The 21912-nt window shown below is 70.5% G+C and carries 22 protein-coding genes; 16 read left to right on the top strand and 6 right to left on the bottom strand.

The genetic code is table 11. The features are described 5' to 3' along the window. The first annotated feature begins 149 nt into the window (after positions 1–149). Together ACFUO4_RS16175 and ACFUO4_RS16180 are read left to right on the top strand one after the other, a co-directional pair. Positions 150–1292 (top strand): glycosyltransferase family 4 protein, encoded by a 1143-nt coding sequence (locus ACFUO4_RS16175; protein WP_383485733.1) that lies wholly within the window; start codon positions 150–152, stop codon positions 1290–1292. Between the two features lie 91 nt (positions 1293–1383). Then, the gene (locus ACFUO4_RS16180; protein ID WP_383485736.1) at positions 1384–2970 is read left to right on the top strand and encodes a GMC oxidoreductase; all 1587 of its coding nucleotides are present in this window, start codon (positions 1384–1386) and stop codon (positions 2968–2970) included. 27 nt (positions 2971–2997) lie between these two features. Here the strand turns inward: ACFUO4_RS16180 and ACFUO4_RS16185 are convergent, their stop codons facing one another. Beyond that, positions 2998–4794 carry an AMP-dependent synthetase/ligase gene (locus ACFUO4_RS16185; protein ID WP_383484756.1) on the bottom strand — a complete coding sequence of 599 codons (1797 nt, stop codon included), beginning with the start codon at positions 4792–4794 and terminating at the stop codon, positions 2998–3000. A 336-nt stretch (positions 4795–5130) separates the two neighbouring features. Here ACFUO4_RS16185 and ACFUO4_RS16190 point away from each other — a divergent pair, with 336 nt between their 5' ends. From ACFUO4_RS16190 to ACFUO4_RS16215, 6 genes are all read left to right on the top strand, one after another. Next, complete coding sequence (locus ACFUO4_RS16190; RefSeq protein WP_079308708.1) at positions 5131–5928, top strand: metallophosphoesterase; 798 nt, start codon at positions 5131–5133, stop codon at positions 5926–5928. A gap of 127 nt (positions 5929–6055) precedes the next feature. After that, positions 6056–6499 carry an SRPBCC family protein gene (locus ACFUO4_RS16195; protein WP_079308707.1) on the top strand — a complete coding sequence of 148 codons (444 nt, stop codon included), beginning with the start codon at positions 6056–6058 and terminating at the stop codon, positions 6497–6499. Positions 6500–6533: 34 nt separating this feature from the next. Beyond that, the gene (locus ACFUO4_RS16200; protein ID WP_383484761.1) at positions 6534–7703 is read left to right on the top strand and encodes an ArsA family ATPase; all 1170 of its coding nucleotides are present in this window, start codon (positions 6534–6536) and stop codon (positions 7701–7703) included. A gap of 92 nt (positions 7704–7795) precedes the next feature. Next, positions 7796–8278, top strand: coding sequence for a DUF5304 domain-containing protein (locus tag ACFUO4_RS16205; RefSeq protein ID WP_383484763.1), 483 nt, complete (start codon positions 7796–7798; stop codon positions 8276–8278). A 54-nt stretch (positions 8279–8332) separates the two neighbouring features. Continuing rightward, on the top strand, positions 8333–9286 hold the full coding sequence (locus ACFUO4_RS16210; protein WP_059197577.1) for an ROK family glucokinase: 954 nt from the start codon (positions 8333–8335) through the stop codon (positions 9284–9286). 141 nt (positions 9287–9427) lie between these two features. Continuing rightward, positions 9428–10141, top strand: a complete 714-nt coding sequence (locus ACFUO4_RS16215) for an endonuclease/exonuclease/phosphatase family protein (protein WP_383484766.1) — start codon at positions 9428–9430, stop codon at positions 10139–10141. On the opposite strand, the gene ACFUO4_RS16220 is transcribed toward ACFUO4_RS16215, so the two are convergent. Both ACFUO4_RS16220 and ACFUO4_RS16225 read right to left on the bottom strand, forming a co-directional pair. Next, positions 10138–10764, bottom strand: coding sequence for a hypothetical protein (locus tag ACFUO4_RS16220; protein WP_079308705.1), 627 nt, complete (start codon positions 10762–10764; stop codon positions 10138–10140). The genes ACFUO4_RS16215 and ACFUO4_RS16220 overlap by 4 nt on opposite strands. Next, positions 10757–11539, bottom strand: coding sequence for a carboxylesterase (locus ACFUO4_RS16225; protein ID WP_079308704.1), 783 nt, complete (start codon positions 11537–11539; stop codon positions 10757–10759). The genes ACFUO4_RS16220 and ACFUO4_RS16225 overlap by 8 nt, the downstream gene beginning before the upstream one ends. 169 nt (positions 11540–11708) lie before the next feature. Between ACFUO4_RS16225 and ACFUO4_RS16230 the strand changes: the two genes are divergently transcribed. From ACFUO4_RS16230 to ACFUO4_RS16250, 5 genes are all read left to right on the top strand, one after another. Next, positions 11709–12455, top strand: coding sequence for a 1-acyl-sn-glycerol-3-phosphate acyltransferase (locus ACFUO4_RS16230; RefSeq protein ID WP_079308703.1), 747 nt, complete (start codon positions 11709–11711; stop codon positions 12453–12455). A 29-nt stretch (positions 12456–12484) separates the two neighbouring features. Then, the gene (macS, locus tag ACFUO4_RS16235; protein WP_079308702.1) at positions 12485–13699 is read left to right on the top strand and encodes a MacS family sensor histidine kinase; all 1215 of its coding nucleotides are present in this window, start codon (positions 12485–12487) and stop codon (positions 13697–13699) included. Beyond that, positions 13696–14373 carry a response regulator transcription factor gene (locus ACFUO4_RS16240; RefSeq protein WP_059197571.1) on the top strand — a complete coding sequence of 226 codons (678 nt, stop codon included), beginning with the start codon at positions 13696–13698 and terminating at the stop codon, positions 14371–14373. The genes macS and ACFUO4_RS16240 overlap by 4 nt, the downstream gene beginning before the upstream one ends. A 169-nt stretch (positions 14374–14542) precedes the next feature. Further along, on the top strand, positions 14543–15571 hold the full coding sequence (locus tag ACFUO4_RS16245; RefSeq protein WP_079308701.1) for a 6-phosphofructokinase: 1029 nt from the start codon (positions 14543–14545) through the stop codon (positions 15569–15571). A 150-nt stretch (positions 15572–15721) separates the two neighbouring features. Then, positions 15722–16717 carry a 2-hydroxyacid dehydrogenase gene (locus tag ACFUO4_RS16250; RefSeq protein WP_383484773.1) on the top strand — a complete coding sequence of 332 codons (996 nt, stop codon included), beginning with the start codon at positions 15722–15724 and terminating at the stop codon, positions 16715–16717. On the opposite strand, the gene ACFUO4_RS16255 is transcribed toward ACFUO4_RS16250, so the two are convergent. Next, positions 16669–18549 (bottom strand): anthranilate synthase family protein, encoded by a 1881-nt coding sequence (locus ACFUO4_RS16255; RefSeq protein WP_383484776.1) that lies wholly within the window; start codon positions 18547–18549, stop codon positions 16669–16671. The two genes, ACFUO4_RS16250 and ACFUO4_RS16255, sit on opposite strands and share 49 nt — an antisense overlap. A 97-nt stretch (positions 18550–18646) precedes the next feature. Further along, the gene (locus ACFUO4_RS16260; RefSeq protein ID WP_071528813.1) at positions 18647–18703 is read right to left on the bottom strand and encodes a trp operon leader peptide; all 57 of its coding nucleotides are present in this window, start codon (positions 18701–18703) and stop codon (positions 18647–18649) included. Positions 18704–18799: 96 nt separating this feature from the next. Here ACFUO4_RS16260 and ACFUO4_RS16265 point away from each other — a divergent pair, with 96 nt between their 5' ends. Next, positions 18800–20152: a class II 3-deoxy-7-phosphoheptulonate synthase gene (locus ACFUO4_RS16265; RefSeq protein ID WP_079308698.1), complete on the top strand. Its 1353-nt coding sequence runs from the start codon at positions 18800–18802 to the stop codon at positions 20150–20152. 150 nt (positions 20153–20302) lie between these two features. Further along, entirely contained in the window at positions 20303–20584 is a 282-nt protein-coding gene (locus ACFUO4_RS16270; RefSeq protein WP_383484779.1) for a bacterioferritin-associated ferredoxin, read from the top strand. A gap of 11 nt (positions 20585–20595) precedes the next feature. On the opposite strand, the gene bfr is transcribed toward ACFUO4_RS16270, so the two are convergent. Beyond that, positions 20596–21075 carry a bacterioferritin gene (bfr, locus tag ACFUO4_RS16275; RefSeq protein ID WP_079308696.1) on the bottom strand — a complete coding sequence of 160 codons (480 nt, stop codon included), beginning with the start codon at positions 21073–21075 and terminating at the stop codon, positions 20596–20598. A gap of 176 nt (positions 21076–21251) precedes the next feature. On the opposite strand from bfr, the gene ACFUO4_RS16280 reads away from it, so the two are divergent. After that, on the top strand, positions 21252–21884 hold the full coding sequence (locus tag ACFUO4_RS16280; protein ID WP_079308695.1) for a sulfite oxidase-like oxidoreductase: 633 nt from the start codon (positions 21252–21254) through the stop codon (positions 21882–21884). The last annotated feature ends 28 nt before the right edge of the window (positions 21885–21912 follow it).

Here is a 21912-nt window from a genome sequence, read left to right on the forward strand (position 1 = left end):
CGCGTTGCCGTCTGTGCCGTGATTGAGATGGCCATGATGTCCCGACCTGCTGTGAGGGTGCCATAAACGCGGCCGTGACCGGCTGTGAGGGGGTCGTGGGGCAGCGGTGGCCGCGCCGTTGGATAGGGTCGGCGGCGATGCGCACGACGATGTCCAAGACCCTGATCGTCACGAACGACTTCCCGCCCAGGCCAGGCGGTATCCAGGCGTTCCTGCACAACATGGCGCTGCGCCTCGATCCCGAGCGGCTCGTGGTCTACGCGTCGACCTGGAAGCGGGGCCGGGAGGGCGTAGAGGCCACGGCCGCCTTCGACGCCGAGCAGCCCTTCACCGTCGTACGCGACCGTACGACGATGCTCCTGCCGACGCCCGCGGCCACGCGTACGGCGGTCGGACTCCTGCGGGAACACGGCTGCACGTCGGTGTGGTTCGGGGCGGCGGCGCCGCTCGGGCTGATGGCGCCCGCGCTGCGGAAGGCCGGGGCCGAACGGCTGGTGGCCACGACCCACGGGCACGAGGCGGGGTGGGCGCAGCTGCCCGCCGCGCGCCGGCTGCTGCGCCGGATCGGCGAGGGCACGGACACGATCACCTACCTCGGCGAGTACACGCGGTCGCGGATCGCCGGCGCGCTGACGCCCGAGGCGGGATCGCGGATGGTGCAGCTGCCGCCGGGGGTGGACGAGAAGACCTTCCATCCGGGGTCGGGCGGTGCGGTCGTGCGGGCGCGGCTCGGGCTGACCGACCGGCCGGTGGTGGTGTGCGTCTCGCGGCTGGTGCCGCGCAAGGGGCAGGACACGCTGATCCTGGCGATGCCGCGGATCCTCCTCAAAGAGCCCGACGCCGTGCTGCTGATCGTCGGCGGGGGGCCGTACGAGAAGGAGCTGCGCAGGCTGGCGCGCGAGACCGGGGTCGCCGGCTCCGTCCGGTTCACCGGGGCCGTGCCCTGGTCCGAGCTGCCCGCGCACTACGGCGCCGGGGACGTGTTCGCGATGCCGTGCCGGACCCGGCGGGGCGGGCTCGATGTGGAGGGGCTCGGGATCGTCTATCTGGAGGCCTCCGCGACCGGGCTGCCGGTCGTCGCCGGGGACTCCGGCGGGGCGCCGGACGCCGTGCTCGACGGGGAGACCGGCTGGGTCGTACGGGGCGGGTCCGTCGAGGACTGCGCCGAGCGGATTCTCGCGCTCCTGGGCGACGCGGAGCTGCGGCGGCGGATGGGGGAGCGGGGGCGGGCCTGGGTCGAGGAGAAGTGGCGCTGGGACCTGCTGGCAGAAAAGTTGAAGACGTTGCTCTAGCCGTCTAGGCGGAACCGAATAATCCGCCCATGCTGCGCGCATGGCAACAAAACTGATGCAGCGTCAGCTGACGAGACGTCACATCCTGGGCATGGTGGCCCTTCAGACCGCCGCCGCGTCCGGTCTCACCCGCATCGGTCTGGAGTCGGCGTCGGCCGTGGAACCCGCCGCCGTCGACAACGCCCCGGCCATCGTGGTCGGTTCGGGCTACGGCGCCGCCGTGGCCGCCCTCCGCCTCGGCCAGGCGGGCATCCGCACGCTCATGATCGAGATGGGCCGGCTCTGGAACACCGCCGGCTCCGACGGCAAGATCTTCTGCTCCACCGCCGCCCCGGACCAGCGCTCCATGTGGTTCCGCACCCGCACCGAGGCACCGCTGGCCACGTTCCTGTGGCTGGACGTCGTCAACAAGGACATCAGCCCCTACCCCGGCGTCCTGGACCGGGTGCACTTCGCCAACATGTCGGTGTTCGTGGGCCGGGGTGTCGGCGGCGGCTCGCTGGTCAACGGCTGCATGGCGGTGACCCCGCTCAAGTCGTACTTCGCCGAGCAGTTCCCGACCGTCGACGCCGACGAGATGTACGCGACGTACTTCCCGCGCGCCAACTCCATGCTCGGCGTCAACACCGTCGACCCGGCCTGGTTCGAGTCGACGGAGTGGTACCGCTTCACCCGGATCTCCCGCAAGCACGCCCAGAACACCGGCCTGAAGACCACCTTCGTGCCCAGCACCTACGACTTCGCCTACATGCAGAAGGAGGCCGCCGGCACGGCGACGAAGTCGGCGCTCGCCCAGGAGGTCATCTACGGCAACAACCACGGCAAGAAGAGCCTCGACAAGACGTACCTCGCCGCCGCGCTCGGCACCGGGAACGTCACCATCACCACCATGGAGCGGGTCAGGGCCATCAGCCGGGCGAGCGACGGTTCGTACGTCCTGACCGCCGACCGCATCAACGACGCCGGCACGGTCGTCGAGACCAAGCAGTACAGCTGCACCTACCTGTTCCTCGGCGGCGGCAGCCTCGGCACCACCGAACTCCTCGTCCGCGCCCGCGACACCGGCACCCTGCCCGCCCTGAACGCGAGCGTCGGCGCCGGGTGGGGGCCCAACGGCAACACCATGCTCGGCCGGGCCAACCACCTGTGGGACACGGTCGGGGCCAACCAGTCGACCATGCCGGTCATGGGCATCGACGACTGGGCCAACACCGCCAACCCCGTCTTCGCCGAGATCGCCCCGCTGCCCACGGGACTCGAGCACTGGGTCAGCCTCTATCTGGCGATCACCAAGAACCCGCAGCGGGCCGCGTTCACCTACGACAGCGCCACGGACGGCGTGAAGCTGGGCTGGACCGCGGCCCAGAGCGCGGTGTCCTCGGGGATGGCGAAGAAGCTCTTCGACCGGATCAACGCGGCGAACGTGACCATCTACCGCAGCGATCTGTTCGGCACCCCCAGCCGGACCTTCGCCGACGACTTCACCTACCACCCGCTGGGCGGCTGCGTGTTGGGCAAGGCCACCGACAACTACGGCCGGGTGAAGGGGTATCCGAGGCTGTACGTCACCGACGGCTCGCTCGTGCCCGGGTCGATCGGTGTCAACCCGTTCGTGACGATCACCGCGCTCGCGGAACGGACGATGGCGCGGGTCCTCGTGGAGGACACCGCGCCATAAGTCTCGTACCGCTGGTCAACAGGCTTACTACTTCTGGTAGATCGCCTCGATCTCGTCCGCGTAGTCCTTCGCCACCACGTTGCGCTTGAGCTTCAGGGACGGCGTCAGGTGGCCCGACTCCTCCGTGAACTGGGAGGACAGAATGCGGAACTTCCGCACCGATTCCGCCTTCGACACCGCGGCGTTGCCGTCGTCGATCGCGGCCTGGACGGCAGCGTTCAGGTCCGCGTCCCCGGCCAGCGACGCCGCGGTGGAACCCGCCGGCTTGCCGTGCTCGGCCGCCCAACGGCCCAGGAACTCCTCGTCGATGGTGACCAGCGCGCCCACGAAGGGCCGTCCGTCGCCGACGACCATGCACTCCGCGATCAGCGCGTGCGCGCGGATCCGGTCCTCGATCACGGCCGGGGCGACGTTCTTGCCGCCTGCCGTGACGATGATCTCCTTCTTGCGACCGGTGATCCTCAGGTAGCCGTCCTCGTCGAGGGTGCCGATGTCACCGGTGTGGAACCAGCCGTCGGCCAGCGCCTCGGCGGTCGCGGCCTCGTTGTTCCAGTAGCCCTTGAACAGGTGCTCGCCGTGCAGCAGCACCTCGCCGTCGTCGGCGATGCGGACCACCGAGCCGGGCAGCGGCTGACCGACCGTGCCGATCTTCTGCCGGTCCCAGGGGTTGAAGGCGGTGGCCGCGCAGGACTCGGTGAGGCCGTAGCCCTCCAGGACCGTGAAGCCGATGCCGCGGAAGAAGTGGCCGAGCCGCTCACCCAGCGGGGCGCCGCCGGAGATGGCGTACTCGCCCTTGCCGCCGAGGACCGCGCGCAGCTTGCTGTAGACCAGCTTGTCGAAGGTCTTGTGCTTGATCTTCAGACCGAGGGACGGGCCCGACGGGGTGTCCAGCGCCTTGCTGTACGCGATCGCGGTGTCGGCGGCCTTGTCGAAGATCTTGCCCTTGCCGTCCGCCTGCGCCTTCGCGCGCGCCGAGTTGTAGACCTTCTCGAAGACGCGCGGCACGCCCAGGATCAGCGTCGGCCGGAAGGAGGCCAGCTCGTCGGTGAGGTTCTTGATGTCCGGGACGGTGCCCAGCTTGATCGGCGCCATCATCGGCGCGACCTGCACGAGCCGTCCGAAGACGTGCGCGAGCGGCAGGAAGAGCAGCACCGAACACTCGCCGGTGCGGAACAGCGGGCGCAGCCGCTCCACGACGTTGCCGCACTCCGCGAAGAAGCTGCGGTGGGTCAGCACACAGCCCTTGGGGCGACCGGTCGTCCCCGAGGTGTAGACGATGGTCGCCGGGTCGTCCGCCTTCGCCAGCGAGCTGCGCTCCTCGACGGCCGCGTCGCTGATGTCCTGGCCGGCCCGGCCCAGCTCCGCCACACCCCCGCCCTCGATCTGCCAGACGTGCTTGAGGGCGGGCAGCCGGTCACGCACCGACTCCACGGCAGCCGCGTGGTTGTCCAGCTCGACGACGCAGGCGGTCGCGCCGGAGTCGGCGAGGATCCACTGGATCTGCTCCGGCGAGCTGGTCTCGTACACCGGCACGGTGACCGCGCCCGCGCACCAGATCGCGAAGTCGAGCAGCGTCCACTCGTAGCGGGTCCGCGACATCAGGCCCACCCGGTCGCCGGGCTGCACACCCGAGGCGATGAGGCCCTTGGCGGCCGCGTGCACCTCCGCGAGGAAGGTCGTGGCCGTCACGTCCTGCCAGGCGCCGTCGACCTTGCGGGCGATGACGGCGACGTCGGGATGCTGCGCGGCGTTTCTGCGGACGATGTCGGTGAGGTTTCCGTCCGCAGGGACCTCGTACAAGGCCGGAAGGCTGAACTCGCGCAAGACTGCTGCTCCTAATAAGGCGCCGGCGCCACGACGTTGTGCGATGCGACGGTGCGGTCCAAGGCTCGGGCAGGTGCTCAGGCTTCCTTGCGTGGTGGCAGCCACGTGTCTTCGCATGGTTGCAGCCACTGGTTGAAATCCCGAGCACGACTGGACTGCCCGGACGTTACCCGCCGGTATGGCGTCTCCGACAGGGGGTCCCGGCGAGATGTTCGCTGCGTCACACGGATTGGTGTTTCTCAGCGCAGAGTAGTCGAGGCGTCTGATGACTGGCCAGTAACCGCAGGTCCGGCCGCCACTGTTCACGTATGCCGCACACGCCTACCCTTGATCGCCATGGCACCCTCACCGCCCCGAAACCGCAGGACACGCGTCCATGTGGTCAGCGACGTGCACGGCAACGCCCGTGACCTGGCCGCCGCCGGCGAGGGCGCGGACGCCCTGATCTGCCTGGGTGACCTGGTCCTCTTCCTCGACTACGCCGACCACTCCCGCGGCATCTTCCCCGACCTGTTCGGCACCGAGAACGCCGACCGGATCGTCGAGCTGCGCACCGCCCGCCGCTTCGAGGAGGCCCGCGAGTTCGGCGCCCGGCTGTGGGCCGGGATCGGCACGGACCGGGCGAGCGCCATCGAGAAGGCCGTACGCAAGCAGTACGCCGAGCTGTTCGCCGCGTTCCCGACACCGACGTACGCCACCTACGGCAATGTCGACATGCCGTCCCTGTGGGCGGAGTACGCCGGACCGGGCACCACGGTCCTCGACGGCGAGCGCGTGGAGATCGGCGGCCGCGTCTTCGGCTTCGTCGGCGGCGGTCTGCGCACCCCGATGCGCACCCCGTACGAGATCAGCGACGAGGAGTACGCGGCCAAGATCGAGGCGGTCGGCGAGGTCGACGTGCTGTGCACGCACATCCCGCCCGAGGTGCCCGAGCTGGTCTACGACACCGTTGCGCGCCGCTTCGAGCGGGGCAGCCGGGCGCTGCTGGAGGCGATCCGGCGCACCCGGCCCCGGTACGCGCTGTTCGGTCACGTCCACCAACCGCTCGTGCGCCGGATGCGGATCGGGGCGACCGAGTGCGTCAACGTCGGGCACTTCGCGGGGAGCGGACGGCCGTGGGCGCTCGAATGGTGAGGGACCCGTGACGCCCGCGGGGTGACGGGCGGTGAAGTCGGCCGCTCACGTGCGCGGTAGCCTTCACGCTGCACACACGTGCGCACGCTTCATGACCTACCGGCCCGCATCTGGAGGAGCCACGGCGATGGCGGAACACACCAGCTCGAGCATCACGATCGAGGCGGCACCGGCCGACGTCATGGCGGTGATCGCCGACTTCGCCCGCTACCCGGACTGGACCGGCGAGGTGAAGCAGGCGGAGGTCCTCGCGACGGACGCCGCCGGCCGCGCCGAGCAGGTACGGCTCGTCATGGACGCCGGCGCCATCAAGGACGACCAGGTGCTCGGCTACACCTGGACCGGGGAGAACGAGGTCTCCTGGACGCTGGTGAAGTCCCAGATGCTGCGCCAGCTGGACGGCTCGTACATCCTCAAGGCCACCGGCACCGGCGCGACCGAGGTCACCTACCTCCTGACCGTCGACGTCAAGATCCCGATGCTGGGGATGATCAAGCGCAAGGCCGAGAAGGTCATCATCGACCGGGCGCTCGCCGGGCTGAAGAAGCGGGTGGAGTCCGGAGCGGAATAGGGATTTGCCGCGTGGGGATCTACCGTTCACTCCCATGCGCACCCTCCTGATCACCGGTCCCGGCGGCAGCGGTCGTACGACCCTTGCCGCCGCCACCGCCCTCGCCGCCACGCGCGCGGGTGAGCGGACCCTCCTCCTCAGCGGCGACCGGACCGACACCCTCGGCGCGGTCCTGGGCGTGGCCACGGGGCCGGTGCCCGTCGAGGTCCGGGAGGGGCTCACCGCCTGGCGGCCCGACGCGACCGCCGGTTTCCGCGACGACCTCGCCGGCTTCCAGGAGCGCGCCTCCTCCGTCCTCGACCTGCTCGGCGCCGCCCGCCTCGACCCCGAAGAGGTCACCCCGCTGCCCGGCGCCGAGGAGCTCACCCTCCTGCGTGCCCTCAGGGACGCGGCCCTCTCCGACCGCCACGACCTGCTCGTCGTGGATCTGCCGCCCACCCCGCAGGCCCTCGCCCTCCTCGCCCTCCCCGAGGAACTGCGCCGCTATCTGCGCCGGCTGCTGCCGCCCGAACGGCAGGCCGCGCGGGCGCTCCGGCCCGTGCTCGGACGGCTGGCCGGGGTGCCGATGCCCTCGGAGTGGCTGTACGAGACCACCGCGCGCTGGGACCTGGAGCTCGCCGCCGTCGAGGCCGTCATCGCCGACCGCGACACCGTCGTACGCCTCGTCGCCGAACCCGGTCCCGCCGGGGCCGACGCCGTGCGCGACGCCGGCCTCGGGCTCGCCCTGCGCGGGCTGCGGCCCGAGCACCTGATCGCCAACCGGGTCCTGCCCGACGTGCCCGCCGACAACTGGCTCGCCGGGCCCGTCGCCCAGCAGCGCAAGACGCTGGAGGAGTGGCGGGAGACGTACGAGGTCGTGGAGATCGCCCACGCCGGACGGGACCCGCGCGGCCTCGACGACCTCGGCGCACTCGTGGTGCCCGGCGCGCCGGAGGCCTCCTCCCGCGTCGAGTGGCCGGTCGTCGACCGGCTGGCCGAGGACGGCGTGCTGGTGTGGCACGTGCCGCTCCCCGGCGCGATACGGGACCAGCTGGACCTCATCCGGCGTGGGGACGAACTCGTTGTCGCCGCCGGGCAGTTCCGGCGGATCGTGCCGCTGCCGTCCGCGCTGCGCCGGTGCACGGTCGCCGGGGCCGCGCTGCGGGACGGGGAGCTGCGGGTCCGGTTCGCGCCGGACCCGGATCTCTGGCCGCAGACCCCGTGAATCCGGACCCGGATCTCTAGCCGCAGACCCCGTGAATCCGGTGCGGCCGTTCGGGTAACGTCGTAAGGACGCAACGCAGTCAGGAGTCCGTCATGAGCGAAGAGCTCCGCCCGTCAGACGCCGCTTCGGAGCGCGAGGCCGAGGCTGACGAGGTGCGGGCCACCGACGCCGACGCGTGGGCGACGGCGTGCGCCGAGGACCTCGCGGCGGAGAAGGCCCGTCGCCGCGCGAGCTACGGCCCGCCGCCCGGCTCGGCCGCCGAGGAACTGCGCAAGCTCGTCGACGCCGTCACCGACAAGCTGTCCTCGATCCAGTCGCCGCTGTTCGGGGCGGTCGCCGGACCGGCCGCCCAGCAGGTGGTGCAGCAGGTCGTCCAGCAGGCCAAGGCCGCCGTCGAGCCCGTCATCGAACGCAACCCGGACGTCTTCGACCACCTGGCAGCGGCCGGCACCGAACTGCTGGCCGCCTACCGCTCCGCGGTCCAGGCCCAGGAACAGCGCTGGACCCAGCGGGACGCCAAGCCCCGGGAAGGCGGCGAGGAGGCCGGTCCGGGGGAGCGCATCGACCTGGACTAGAGCCCCCTCGGGTACGGTGGGCCGTAGCGGGGCTCGACCGAAACTGAGGGATTCATGGGACTCACCATCGGCGTCGACATCGGCGGCACGAAGATCGCGGCCGGCGTGGTCGATGAGGAAGGCAACATCCTCTCGACCTTCAAGGTGCCGACCCCGGGCACGCCCGAGGGCATCGTGGACGCCATCGCCTCCGCCGTCGAGGGCGCACGCGCAGGTCACGAGATCATCGGCGTGGGCATCGGAGCCGCCGGTTACGTCAACCGGCAGCGCTCCGAGGTCTACTTCGCGCCCAACATCGACTGGCGCAACGAGCCGCTGAAGGAGAAGGTCGAGGCCCGCGTCGGCCTCCCCGTCGTCGTCGAGAACGACGCCAACGCGGCCGCGTGGGGCGAGTACAAGTTCGGTGCCGGCAAGGGCCACCGCAACGTCATCTGCATCACGCTCGGCACCGGCCTCGGCGGCGGCATCATCATCGGCAACAAGCTGCGCCGCGGCCACTTCGGCGTCGCCGCCGAGTTCGGCCACATCCGCATGGTGCCGGACGGGCTGCTGTGCGGCTGCGGCTCGCAGGGCTGCTGGGAGCAGTACGCCTCCGGCCGCGCCCTCGTCCGGTACGCCAAGCAGCGCGCCAACGCCACCCCCGAGCGCGCCGAGGTGCTGCTCGCTCTCGGCGACGGCTCGCCCGAGGGCATCGAGGGCAAGCACATCTCCGTCGCCGCCCGGCAGGGCGACCCGGTCGCCGTCGACTCCTACCGCGAGCTGGCCCGCTGGGCCGGCGCCGGCCTCGCCGACCTGGCCTCCCTCTTCGACCCGTCCGCCTTCATCGTCGGCGGCGGCCTCTCGGACGAGGGCGAACTGGTCCTCGACCCGATCCGCAAGTCCTACAAGCGCTGGCTGGTGGGCGGCAACTGGCGCCCGGTGGCGGACGTGATCGCGGCCCAGCTGGGCAACAAGGCCGGGATGGTCGGCGCGGCGGACCTGGCAAGGGAACCCGACCCGATCATGTAAACAGGCGGTTGGGTGATGTCCCTCAGGGGCGCGGGGCTGTGTATATGTGCGGCTCCGCCGCGTGGGCGCGACAAGCCACGACGGCGGGCCATTCGCACATACACCTCGCGCCCCGAGCTAGGGGGCGCAAAAATCAACGCCATGGCACCTGACGATTCCGCCCTCGTCCGAGTCCTCAGCTACAACGTCCGCTCACTCCGCGACGACACAACCGCCCTCGCCCGAGTCATCAAGGCCTGCGCACCGGACCTCGTCCTCGTCCAAGAAGCCCCCCGCTTCTTCCGCTGGCGCAAGAAACTCGCCCGCCTGGCCCGCGCGGCCGACCTCGTCATCCTCACCGGCGGCGCCACAGCCGCGGGCCCGGCGATCCTCTGCGACCTCCGCGCCACCGTGGAGCGCACAGAAGACGTCCTCCTCCCGCTCACGCCGGCGCAGCACCGCCGCGGCTTCGCGACCGCCGTCGTGCGGTTCGGCAATGCCCGCCTCGGCGTACTCAGCTGTCACCTCAGCCTCCAGAAGGACGAGCGCTACGAGCAGGCCGGCATGCTCCTCGACCGCGTCGCCGGCATGGGCGTCGAGCACGCCGTCGCGGGCGGCGACCTCAACGAGCGCCCCGGCGGCCGTACGTTCCGCCGCCTCTCGGAGAGCCTTCAGGACTGCTGGGCGGTGGCCCCCGACGGCGGCGAGCACACCTGGGTCCACAGCGAGCCGCATCAGCGCATCGACGCGATCTTCGCGACGAAGGGCATCGAGGTGCTCGGCTGCGGGGTGCCGCTGCATCTGCCCGAGACAGACCTGAGGGCGGCCACGGACCACCTCCCGGTCCTGGCCACCCTCAGAGTTCCCGCCAACTAGACGACGGCTCCCCGGCCGGGGTCGTCGTCCTCGTCCTCGTCCGTCCGCATCCGCATCACCAGCGTCGCGAAGCCGCCCAGGAAGCCGCCGATCCCGATCGTGGCGAGCCACCAGGTCATGTCCCAGCGGAGCAGGACCGCCAGCAGCAGGAGCAGCGGACCGCCCAGCACCGCGAGCCACGCGAACTTGGCCGTGGTGTCGGCGTCCGGCAGCGGGGGCGGCTCCGGCGGGACGAAGTGACCCTCGTCGTCCTCGTCGAAGTCGTCCTCGGTCGGTTCCGGCGTCGTGTAGTCGCGCGGGCCGACGCCGGGCGCGAAGGCGACGGAGCTGCCCAGCGGCTTGGCCGGGGCGGGCTTCTCGTCCGCCTTCGGCTTCTCGGCTGCCGGGGCGGTGCCGCTGTCGGTGTCGTTGGTCTCCGGCTCCAGCAGGGCCAAGTCCTCCACCGACTTGAACGGCTTGGCGCCCGGCGGGTCCGGCGGCTCCTCGCCGTACCCGGCGACGATCGCCTCCCAGGCGGCGGCCTCGTCGAAGGGGACGTGCTGCTCCTCCGGGCCGAGACCGTCGCGGTCATCGCGGTCGTCGCGGTTCTCCCGGTCCTCGCGGTCCGAGTCGTACTCAGCCACGTACGGCCGTCCCTTCCTTGCTGCCGGAGCCGGCGGCGAGCCGGCCGATGAACGCGGAGCTCTCCTCGAAGATCCGCTCCGCGTCATGGTCCAACGTCGCCACGTGATAGCTCTGTTCCAGCACGATCTCCGATACGTCCGTCGACGACACCCGGCTCAGCACGCGCGCGGAGTCGGCGGCCGGCACGACATGGTCCTCGGCGCTGCGCAGCAGCAACAGCGGCTGGGTGACCTGCGGCAACTCGCCGTCGGCCAGCCGGAAGAAGGCCCGCAGGGAGTGCGCGGCGTGCAGCGGAACCCGGTCGTAGCCCAGTTCGTGCCGGCCCTCCTTGGCGATGTCATCGGCGATGCCCGGCGTCGACCGCAGGAGATGACGGGCCACCGGAAGGGCGTACGGCGCGAGGCCGTGCATACGGTTCGCCGGGTTGACGACGATCACGCCCCGCACCGCGTCGCCGTGCTTCGCCGCGAGGCGCAGGGCGAGCGCGCCGCCCATCGACAGGCCGCCCACGAACACGGCGGAGCAGCGCTCGGTGAGGGCGCGCAGCTCGCGGTCCACCTCGGCGTACCAGTCCTGCCAGCCGGTGAGCTGCATGTCCTCCCAACGGGTGCCGTGGCCCGGCAGCAGGGGCAGCGACACCGTCAGGCCGCGCTCGGCGAGGTGCTCCGCCCAGGGGCGCAGCGACTGCGGGGAACCGGTGAAACCGTGGCAGAGGAGGACACCCGTCTCCCCGCCCTCATGGCGGAACGGCTCGGCTCCAGGGAGGACCGGCACCTTCGGTCTCCTGTTCATGGGGTCGGTTGCGTGTTCATGGGATCGTGCGCAGGTACTTCACCGTACGCGACCGCACTGACACCGACCAGGGTCGTCGGCTCCTTCGACGGTGCTCCGGGTTAAGGTCTGATCGACAGACACAGGAGGCACTCGGTTGTTGTACGGAACGATGAAGGTCGCCATCGGAGGGCCGCTGAAGGTCGCCTTCAGGCCCTGGGTGGAGGGCGCCGAGAACATCCCGGCCGAGGGCCCCGCGATCCTGGCGAGCAACCACCTCTCCTTCTCGGACTCCTTCTTCCTGCCCGCGGTCCTGGACCGCAAGGTCACCTTCATCGCGAAGGCCGAGTACTTCACCACGCCCGGGGTGAAGGGCCGTCTGACGGCCGCCTTCTTCAAGGGCGTCGGCCAGCTCCCCGTGGACCGCTCCGGCGCGCGCGGCGCGGGCGAGGCGGCCATCAAGAGCGGCATCGAGGTCCTGGAGCGCGGTGAGCTGTTCGGGATCTACCCGGAGGGCACCCGCTCGCCCGACGGCCGCCTCTACCGGGGCAAGCCGGGCGGCCTCGCGCGCGTGGCGCTCGCCACCGGCGCGCCGGTCATCCCGGTCGCCATGATCGACACGGAGAAGATCCAGCCGCCGGGCAAGGTGATGCCCAAGCTCATGCGGCCGGGCATCCGCATCGGCAAGCCGCTGGACTTCGGCCGGTACCACGGCATGGAGCACGACCGTTTCGTGCTGCGCGCGGTGACCGACGAGGTCATGTACGAGATCATGAAGCTCTCCGGCCAGGAGTACGTCGACATCTACGCGACCGCCGCCAAGCGGCAGATCGCGGAGGCGGCCAAGGCCGAGAAGGAAGCCGAGAAGGCGGCGAAGGCCGCCCTCACGCAGGCTGAGAAGGAACGCTCCGGGTCCTAGCGGGCTCCTGGGGGACGGGTGGGGGAGACATGGCCAGGCGTGAGCGTGTCATGAGGATGTCGGTCGAACTGCCGCTGTGGCGTGCGCTGACCGGCTACCGGGTGCTGACCATGCTGTACGCGGTGGGCCTGTTCGCCACGCAGTACGACGACTACGACCGCCCCGGCATCGCCATCGGCTACTTCGTCGTCCTGTGCGTGTGGACCCTCGCCACGCTGCCCCGTGTCCAGAACGAGGCGGCCTGCACCAAGCGCTTCCTCGCCGCCGACCTGACGATCGCCCTCACCGGCATCGTGCTCACCCCGCTGGTCGTCAACGACGCGCACATCGACAGCGGCGGCCCGACCCTGCCGTCGATATGGACGGCCGGCTCGGTCCTCGCGTTCGCCATCAAGGGCGGCTGGCGCTGGGCCGCGTTCGCCTCCACGCCGGTCGCCGTCGCCAACCTCATCGAGCGCGGTGCCCCGGCCCGGGACACCATCCACAACGTGATCCTGGTCTGGGTCGCCTCCATCGCCATCGGCTACGTCGTCGAGGTCGCCCGCGCCTCCGAGCGCACCCTCGCCCGCGCCCTGGAGATCGAGGCGGCGACCAGGGAGCGGGAGCGGCTGGCCCGGGACATCCACGACAGCGTGCTCCAGGTGCTGGCCATGGTGCAGCGGCGCGGCGCCGTCCTCGGCGGCGAGGCGGCCGAGCTGGGCCGGATGGCGGGCGAGCAGGAGGTGGCGCTGCGCACCCTGGTCTCCGGCGGGCTGACGCGGGTCTCCTGGGCGTCCGAGGACGCGGCCCTGGGCGCGGTCGTACGGGCCGTCGACGAGCCGGAGCCCGAGGGTCCCGTCGATCTCCGCGCCCTGCTCGCCCCGTTCGCCGCCGCCAAGGTCAGCTTCGCCGAGCCCGGTGCGCCGGTGGAGCTGCCCCCGGCCGCCGCGCGGGAGCTGGCCGCCGCGGTGGGGGCCACCCTGGACAACGTACGCAAGCATGCGGGGGAGCAGGCGCGCGCGTGGATCCTGGTCGAGGACGAGCCCGACGAGGTGATCGTGACCGTACGGGACGACGGGCCGGGCATCCCGGAGGGGCGGCTCGCCCAGGCCGAGGGTGAGGGGCGGATGGGGGTCGCCCTGTCCATCCGGGGGCGACTGCGCGACCTCGGCGGCAGCGCCGAGCTGATCTCGGTGCCCGGGCAGGGCACGGAGGTCGAACTGAAGGTACCGAAGGCTTCACGGGGGAAGGCAGGACAGCGATGAGTGAGCAGCAGGGCCCGATCAAGGTGATGGTGGTCGACGACCACCCGATGTGGCGCGACGCGGTCGCCCGCGACCTGGGCGAGTCCGGCTTCGAGGTGGTGGCCACCGCGGGCGACGGCGACCAGGCGGTACGCCGGGCCAAGGCGGCCGGACCCGATGTGCTCGTGCTCGACCTGAACCTGCCGCTCAAGCCCGGCGTCCAGGTCTGCAAGGAACTCGTCGGCCACAACCCGGCGTTGCGGGTCCTGGTGCTGTCCGCCAGCGGCGAGCACGCCGACGTGCTGGAGGCCGTGAAGTCGGGCGCGACCGGCTATCTGCTGAAGTCGGCGTCCACGGAGGAGCTGCTCGACGCGGTGCGCCGGACGGCGGTCGGGGACCCGGTGTTCACGCCGGGCCTCGCCGGTCTGGTCCTCGGTGAGTACCGCCGCCTCGCCTCCGAGCCCGCGCCCGCCGCCGACGCCGACCAGCCCAAGGCGCCCGAACTGACCGACCGCGAGACCGAGGTGCTGCGCCTTGTCGCCAAGGGCCTGAGCTACAAGCAGATCGCCGAGCGCCTGGTCATCTCCCACCGCACGGTCCAGAACCACGTCCAGAACACCCTGGGCAAGCTCCAGCTGCACAACAGGGTGGAGCTGGTCAGGTACGCGATAGAGCGCGGCCTGGACGACGAGTAGACAGACCGTCGGGTTTGCCGACGAGCGAACCAACCGACGAGTAAACCAACCGACGAGTAAACCAACCGCCCATGGATTCACCGGAATTGCCCTTCCCGCCCATCCCTGTGTGACCTGGATCACCATTAGCGTGGCCTTCACCAGGCAACCGCGGCGAAGGGACATTTCCATGCGGGTCGGAGTACTGACCGGAGGCGGCGACTGCCCCGGGCTCAACGCCGTCATCCGGGGCATCGTCCGCAAGGGCGTGCAGGAGTACGGCTATGACTTCGTCGGCTTCCGGGACGGCTGGCGCGGGCCCCTGGAGGGCGACACCGTCCGCCTCGACATCCCCGCCGTGCGCGGCATCCTGCCCCGCGGCGGCACCATCCTCGGCTCCTCGCGGACGAACCCCCTGAAGCAGGAGAACGGCATCCGCCGGATCAAGGAGAACCTCGCCAAGCTGGAGGTCGACGCGATGATCGCGATCGGCGGCGAGGACACCCTGGGCGTGGCCGCACGGCTCACCGACGAGTACGGCGTCTCCGTCGTCGGCGTACCGAAGACCATCGACAACGACCTGTCCGCCACCGACTACACCTTCGGCTTCGACACCGCGGTCGGCATCGCCACCGAGGCCATCGACCGGCTGCACACCACCGCCGAGTCCCACATGCGGGTCCTGGTCTGCGAGGTGATGGGCCGGCACGCCGGCTGGATCGCCCTGCACTCCGGCCTCGCCGGCGGCGCCAACGTCATCCTCATCCCCGAGCAGCGCTTCGACCTCGACCAGGTGTGCGCCTGGATCACCTCCCGCTTCAAGGCGTCGTACGCCCCGATCGTCGTCGTCGCCGAGGGCGCCATGCCGAAGGACGGCGACATGGTCCTCAAGGACGGGTCGCTGGACTCCTTCGGGCACGTCCGGCTGTCCGGGGTCGGCGAATGGCTCGGCAAGGAGATCGAGAAGCGGACCGGCAAGGAGGCCCGCACCACCGTGCTCGGGCACATCCAGCGCGGCGGCACCCCCAGCGCCTTCGACCGCTGGCTCGCGACCCGCTTCGGCCTGCACGCCATCGACGCCGTACGGGACGGCGACTTCGGGAAGATGGTCGCGCTGCGCGGCACCGACATCGTCCGCGTGCCGATCTCGGACGCCACGGCCAAGCTGAAGACGGTCGACCCGGAGCTGTACGCGGAGGTGGGGGTGTTCTTCGGCTGACCACCCCGGCCGGACCCGGACCCCGAACGCCGTCGCGGTTTCCGTGGCGGCGTTCGGCATGTGCGGGGACGCGCTCACGGAGCGCCTCCGCGGGGGTCTGTGAGATATTCGCCAGGACCAGACAAATCCGGCGTACCCCCGGAGGGCCGCGTGGAGATCCTCGCGTTCGGTGTCCAGGCCGACGAGAAGCCCCTGATCGAGCGGGCCTTCCGGGGCCACCACGAGGTCCGCTGCCTGGACGTCTTCCTCAACGAGGACACCGCCCCCATCGCGGCCGGCTACGAGGCCGTCTCCACCAGCGTCAACGCCGACCTCGGCCCGCGCGTCCTGGAGGTCCTCGCGGCCGGCGGCACCCGGATGATCGCCCAGCGCTCCACCGGCTTCAACAACATCGACCTCAAGGTCGCCGAGCGGCTCGGCATGACCATCGCCCGCGTCTCGTACTACTCGCCGTACTCCGTCGCCGAGTTCGCCTGGACCCTCGCCATGGCCGTCAACCGGCGGATCGTCCGCGCCTCCACCCGCACCCGCGACTTCGACTTCCGCCTCGACGGTCTGATGGGCCGCGACCTGCACGGCCGCACCGCGGGCGTCCTCGGCACCGGCAAGATCGGCGAGGCCTTCACCCGGATCGCCCACGGCTTCGGCATGAAGCTGCTCGGCTGGGACATCGCCGAGAACCCCGCCTGCCTGGAACTCGGCATGAAGTACGTCCCCAAGGAGCAGCTCCTCGCCGAGTCCGACCTGGTCACCCTGCACGTCCCGCTGATGCCGGAGACCAGGCACCTCATCGACGCCGCCGCCCTGAGGGCGATGCGGGACGACGCGATCCTGGTCAACTCCAGCCGCGGCGGCCTCATCGACACCGCGGCCCTCGTCACCGAACTGCGCGCGGGCCGCTTCGCGGGCGTCGGCCTCGACGTGTACGAGGCGGAGGCGGGCCTGTTCTTCCTCGACAGGTCCCTGGAGGCCATCGAGGACGACACCCTGGCCCGCCTGGTCACCTTCCCGAACGTCCTGGTCACGTCCCACCAGGCGTACTACACCGGGGACGCCGTCGGCCAGATCGTCGACGCCACGGTGCGCAACGTCCTCGACTACAAGGCCGGCCGCCGCTCGGAGAACGTGCTCGTGCCACGCAGCTGAGCCGTCAACTCCCGTACGATCGCGGCCCCGTTCAGCGTCAGCACCGACTCCGGGTGGAACTGCACACCGGCGAAGCCCGGTCCGCGCAGCGCGTGCACCTCGTACGACCCACTCCGGCTCACCTCGACCTCGTGCGCGGCCAGCTCGGCCGCCGTCTCGTCGTCGCAGCGCGCCACGAAGCTGTTGTAGAAGCCGACGGTCTCCTGGCGCCCGAACAGGTCGACCGTCGTCTGCGCCCCCTGGTACGGCACCTCCTTGCGTACGATCTCCAGGCCCAGCTCCGCCGCGATCAGCTCGTGGCCGAGGCAGACGCCGAGCACGCCGTGCCGGTGCTCCCGGATGACACGGGCGGCGAGGTCGCGCAGGAAGCGCATCTTGGGGTCGGTCAGGTCGGAGGGGTCGCCGGGGCCGGGGCCGAGGACGACCGGGCCCTCGTGGGCGAGGACCGCCTCGCGCAGACCGGGCTCGTCGTAGCGCCGGACGGTCACCTCCAGCCCACTGGAGCGCAGGACGTGCGCGAGCATCGCGGTGAAGGTGTCCTCGCCGTCGACGACGAGCGCGTGACCCTCCAGCTCCTGAGTCCGCTCCTGCATCCGCAGCCAGAACGGCGCGAGGGAGGAGCGGCGCCCGTCGAGCGCGGCCCGCACCCGGGGGTCGTCGAACAGCCTCGGGCGCGCCTCCTCCGCACGCGGGCGTGACGGTCGTACACCCAGCGCCGCCAGCACTCCCGCCGCCTTCGCGTGCGTCTCGGCCACCTCGCTCGCCGGGTCCGAACCGCGGACGAGGGTGGCACCGACCGGGACGCGCAGGCGACCGTCGGCGGAGATGTCGGCGGTGCGGATCAGGATGGGGGAGTCGAGGGTCTGGGCGCCCCCCGAGTCCCGGCCGAGCAGGGCCAGCGCGCCCGCGTAGTAGCCGCGCCCGCCGACCTCGTGCCGCTCGATGACCCGGCAGGCGTTCTGCACCGGGGAGCCGGTGACGGTCGCCGCGAACATGGTCTCCCGCAGCACGTCCCGCACATCCAGAGAGGACTTCCCGCGCAGCTCGTACTCGGTGTGCGCGAGGTGGGCCATCTCCTTCAGGCGCGGTCCGATCACCACTCCGCCCATGTCGCCGACCGTGCACATCATCTTGAGCTCCTCGTCGACCACCATCGACAGCTCCTCGATCTCCTTGCCGTCGGCGAGGAAGCCGAGCAGGTGCTCGGGGGTGGGGCCCTCGGCGGGATAGCGGTACGTCCCGCTGATCGGGTTCATCACGACCGTGCCGCCGGACATCCGCACATGCACCTCGGGGCTGGCGCCGACGAGGGTGCGGTCGCCGGTGTGGACGACGAAGGTCCAGTAGGCGCCCCGCTCACCGACGAGGAGCCGCCGGAACAGGGCGAGCGCGTCCTCGCGGGAGAACCCCGGGATCTCGCCCTCGTACGTCCGCCGGATCACGAAGTTCGCGCCCTCGCCCCGCCCGATCTCCTCGCGCAGCACCCGGCCGACGATCTCGCCGTACTCCTCGTCGGCGACGTCGAAGCCGCCGTTCTGGACGCGGACGTCATGGGCGGGGAGCTGCGCCAGGGCGTCCGGCAGGGCCAGCGTGTGCGTCTCCTCGGGGACCAGCACCGTCAGGGGTGTCCCGTCGTCCCGCACGTCGAAGCCGCGCTCGCGGATCTGCCGGAAGGGGACGAGGGCGAGGCCCTCGTCGGGGAGGTCGGCGAGGCGGTCGTACGAGGAGACCGGGCCGAGGAACACCTCGACGGTGTTCTCGTCATGGCCCGGTGTGCGGCGGCGCAGCAGGGCGAACGGGCGGTCGTCGTGCACGAGCTGTGTCAGGTCCATGGTTCCTCAGCTGTCGATGACGTCGATGTGAGGAACGACCCCGGAAACACCGAAGGCCGCCCCTCGGGCGGCCTTCGCGAAGTCTTGTGCGCGCGATTCAGTGGGCCGCCGGATGAGCGGTCCACCACCAGTTCTGGGTCGAGTGCGCGAACATGCGACGCACCTTACCCCATGTCCGTTCTCTGTACTGCGTGTCTCATTTGTTGGGCATGCGCCGGGAGCCGTGACACGACCCCGTAATGTTGAGGCCGTGACCGTGAACGCTAAGACCAGCGCGAGCGCTGGCAACACCTGGCGAGAACTGCCCGCGGCGCAGCAGCCCGAGTACCCCGACCCCGAGGCTCTGCGCGCAGTCGTTGCGGAGCTGGAGTCGTATCCGCCGCTCGTCTTCGCGGGCGAGTGCGACCAGCTGCGCGCCCGGATGGCGGCCGTCGCCAAGGGAGAGGCGTTCCTCCTCCAGGGCGGCGACTGCGCCGAGGCCTTCGACGCCGTGTCCGCCGACCACATCCGCAACAAGCTCAAGACCCTGCTCCAGATGGGCGCCGTGCTGACGTACGCCGCCTCGGTGCCGGTCGTGAAGGTCGGCCGGATCGCCGGCCAGTACTCCAAGCCGCGCTCCAAGGGCACCGAGACCCGCGACGGCGTGACCCTGCCGACCTACCGCGGCGACTCGGTCAACGGCTTCGACTTCAACGAGAAGGCCCGCGTCCCGGACCCCGAGCGTCTGAAGCGGATGTACAACGCCTCCGCCTCCACGCTCAACCTGGTGCGCGCCTTCACCACCGGCGGCTACGCCGACCTGCGCCAGGTGCACGCCTGGAACCAGGACTTCGTGAAGTCGTCCCCCTCCGGCCAGCGCTACGAGCAGCTCGCCCGGGAGATCGACAACGCGCTGAACTTCATGCGGGCCTGCGGGACCGACCCGGAGGAGTTCAAGACGGTCGAGTTCTACTCCTCGCACGAGGCGCTGCTCCTGGACTACGAGTCGGCGCTCACCCGCGTCGACTCCCGCACCGGGCACCTGTACGACGTCTCGGCGCACATGGTGTGGATCGGTGAGCGCACCCGGCAGCTGGACCACGCGCACATCGAGTTCGCCTCGAAGATCCGCAACCCGATCGGCATCAAGCTCGGCCCGACCACCACGGCCGAGGAGGCGCTGCAGTACATCGAGCGCCTCGACCCCGAGCGCGAGCCCGGCCGGCTCACCTTCATCGTGCGCATGGGCGCGGACAAGGTCCGCGACAAGCTGCCCGAGCTGGTCGAGAAGGTCACCGCCTCCGGCGCCACGGTCGCCTGGGTGACCGACCCGATGCACGGCAACACCTTCGAGGCGGCCTCGGGTCACAAGACCCGCCGCTTCGACGACGTGCTCGACGAGGTCAAGGGTTTCTTCGAGGTCCACAAGGCCCTCGGCACCCACCCGGGCGGCATCCACGTGGAGCTCACGGGCGACGACGTCACCGAGTGCGTGGGCGGCGGCGACGAGATCTTCGTCGACGACCTGCACCAGCGCTACGAGACGGCCTGCGACCCCCGGCTGAACCGCAGCCAGTCGCTCGACCTGGCCTTCCTCGTCGCGGAGATGTACAGGGACCAGTAAGGGTTTCGCCTGTTACAGGGACATGACGTGGGGCGCGGATCACATACGATCCGCGCCCCACTCCTCTTTTGCGGCTCCCACAGGGCGGGTAAGGTTAGGTTAGCCTCACCGATCAACGGGGATGGCAAGACCGATCAATCCCCTCGGGAGGTGGCCCGCGTGTACGTCTGCAGTTGTTTCGGGGTCACCGAGCAGCAGGTGAAGAAGCACGCGGAGGCCGGTGCCTGCACCCCTCGCCAGATAGCTTCCGCCTGCAAGGCGGGCACGGACTGTGGTTCCTGTGTGCGCCGTATCCAGGCGATCCTGGGCCGGGGCGCCTGTCCGCGACGCGAGCTGGCCGACCAGGGCATGCCGGTTCTCGCCAAGGTGTCCGAGGCCGAGGTGTCCGAAGTCGAGGTGTCCGAAGTCGAGGTGCTGGAAGAGGCTGCCTAGCCGCTCGCGGCTCAGCTCTCCGGCTGCTCGATCAGCTGGGCGATGTACAGCGCCTCGCCGAGCTTCTCCAGGAGTTCCAGCTGGGTGTCGAGGTAGTCGATGTGGTGCTCCTCGTCCTCCAGGATCGACTCGAAGATGTTCGCCGACGTGATGTCGCCCTTGGCGCGCATCACCTCGATCCCGCGCTTGAGGCGGTCGATCGCCTCGACCTCGATCTGCCGGTCCGCCTCGAACATCTCCTTGACCGTCTGTCCGACCCGGACATGGAACAGGCGCTGGTAGTTCGGCAGCCCCTCCAGGAACAGGATCCGGTCGGTGAGCACCTCGGCGTGCTTCATCTCGTCGAACGACTCGTGGCGGGTGTACTTCGCGAGCTTCGTCCAGCCGAAGTTCTCCTGCATCTTCGCGTGCAGGAAGTACTGGTTGATCGCGGTGAGCTCGCCGGTGAGCTGCTCGTTGAGGAATTCGATGACCTCGGGGTCGCCCTGCATCGCAGAGGCTCCTTCCAAAGGGGGAACTGGCAGGTTGCGGGCCGCATCCTTGCACCGTCACCGAAGATCGTCCAGTAAGTCTTCGCTTAGTAAGTAAGTACAGGCTTAGTCCGGTTTGAGATGAATCGGGATGGGGTTGGTCAGGTGCACCGTCCCTGGTCTGTCAGGATGGAGTCATGGGTCAGCCGGTGGAGCGCGAAAGTGGAGAAGCGGCACATTCCGAGCTACCGCCGGGGCAGCGACTGCAGCGTGGCTGGCCCGTCACCCACTACGGGCCGGTTCCCAAGTTCCGGCCCGAGCGCTGGGAGTTCCGGGTCTTCGGCGCCACCGCGGACGGCGAGAAGCGCTGCTGGAACCACGAGGAGTTCACGGCCCTGCCGCACACCTCCGTCGTGGCGGACCTGCACTGCGTGACGAAGTTCAGCATGCTCGGCGCCGAGTGGGGCGGGGTCCCCGCCCGGACCGTCCTGGAGATCGCCCCGCCCGCACCGGATGTCACCCATGTGATGGTGTGGGCCGAGTACGGCTTCAGCTCCAACCTGCGCCTCGCGGACTTCGCCGCCGAGCGCACCATCTTCGCCACCCACAAGGACGGCGAACTGCTGACCGCCGAGCACGGCTTCCCGCTCCGTCTGGTCGTCCCCCATCTGTACGCCTGGAAGGGGCCCAAATGGGTCCGTGGCGTCGAGTACATGACCGCCGACCGCCGCGGCTTCTGGGAGGAACGCGGCTATCACAACATCGGCGACCCGTGGAAAGAGCAGCGGTACTCCTATCAGGAGGAGCCGGGGGACGGGCCCGAGGCGTAGGTGCCCCGGTCGGCGATGCTGGTGGACT

The sequence above is a fragment of the Streptomyces sp. NPDC057280 genome (genome assembly GCF_042668605.1).
In the GTDB taxonomy this organism is placed as follows: Bacteria; Actinomycetota; Actinomycetes; order Streptomycetales; family Streptomycetaceae; genus Streptomyces.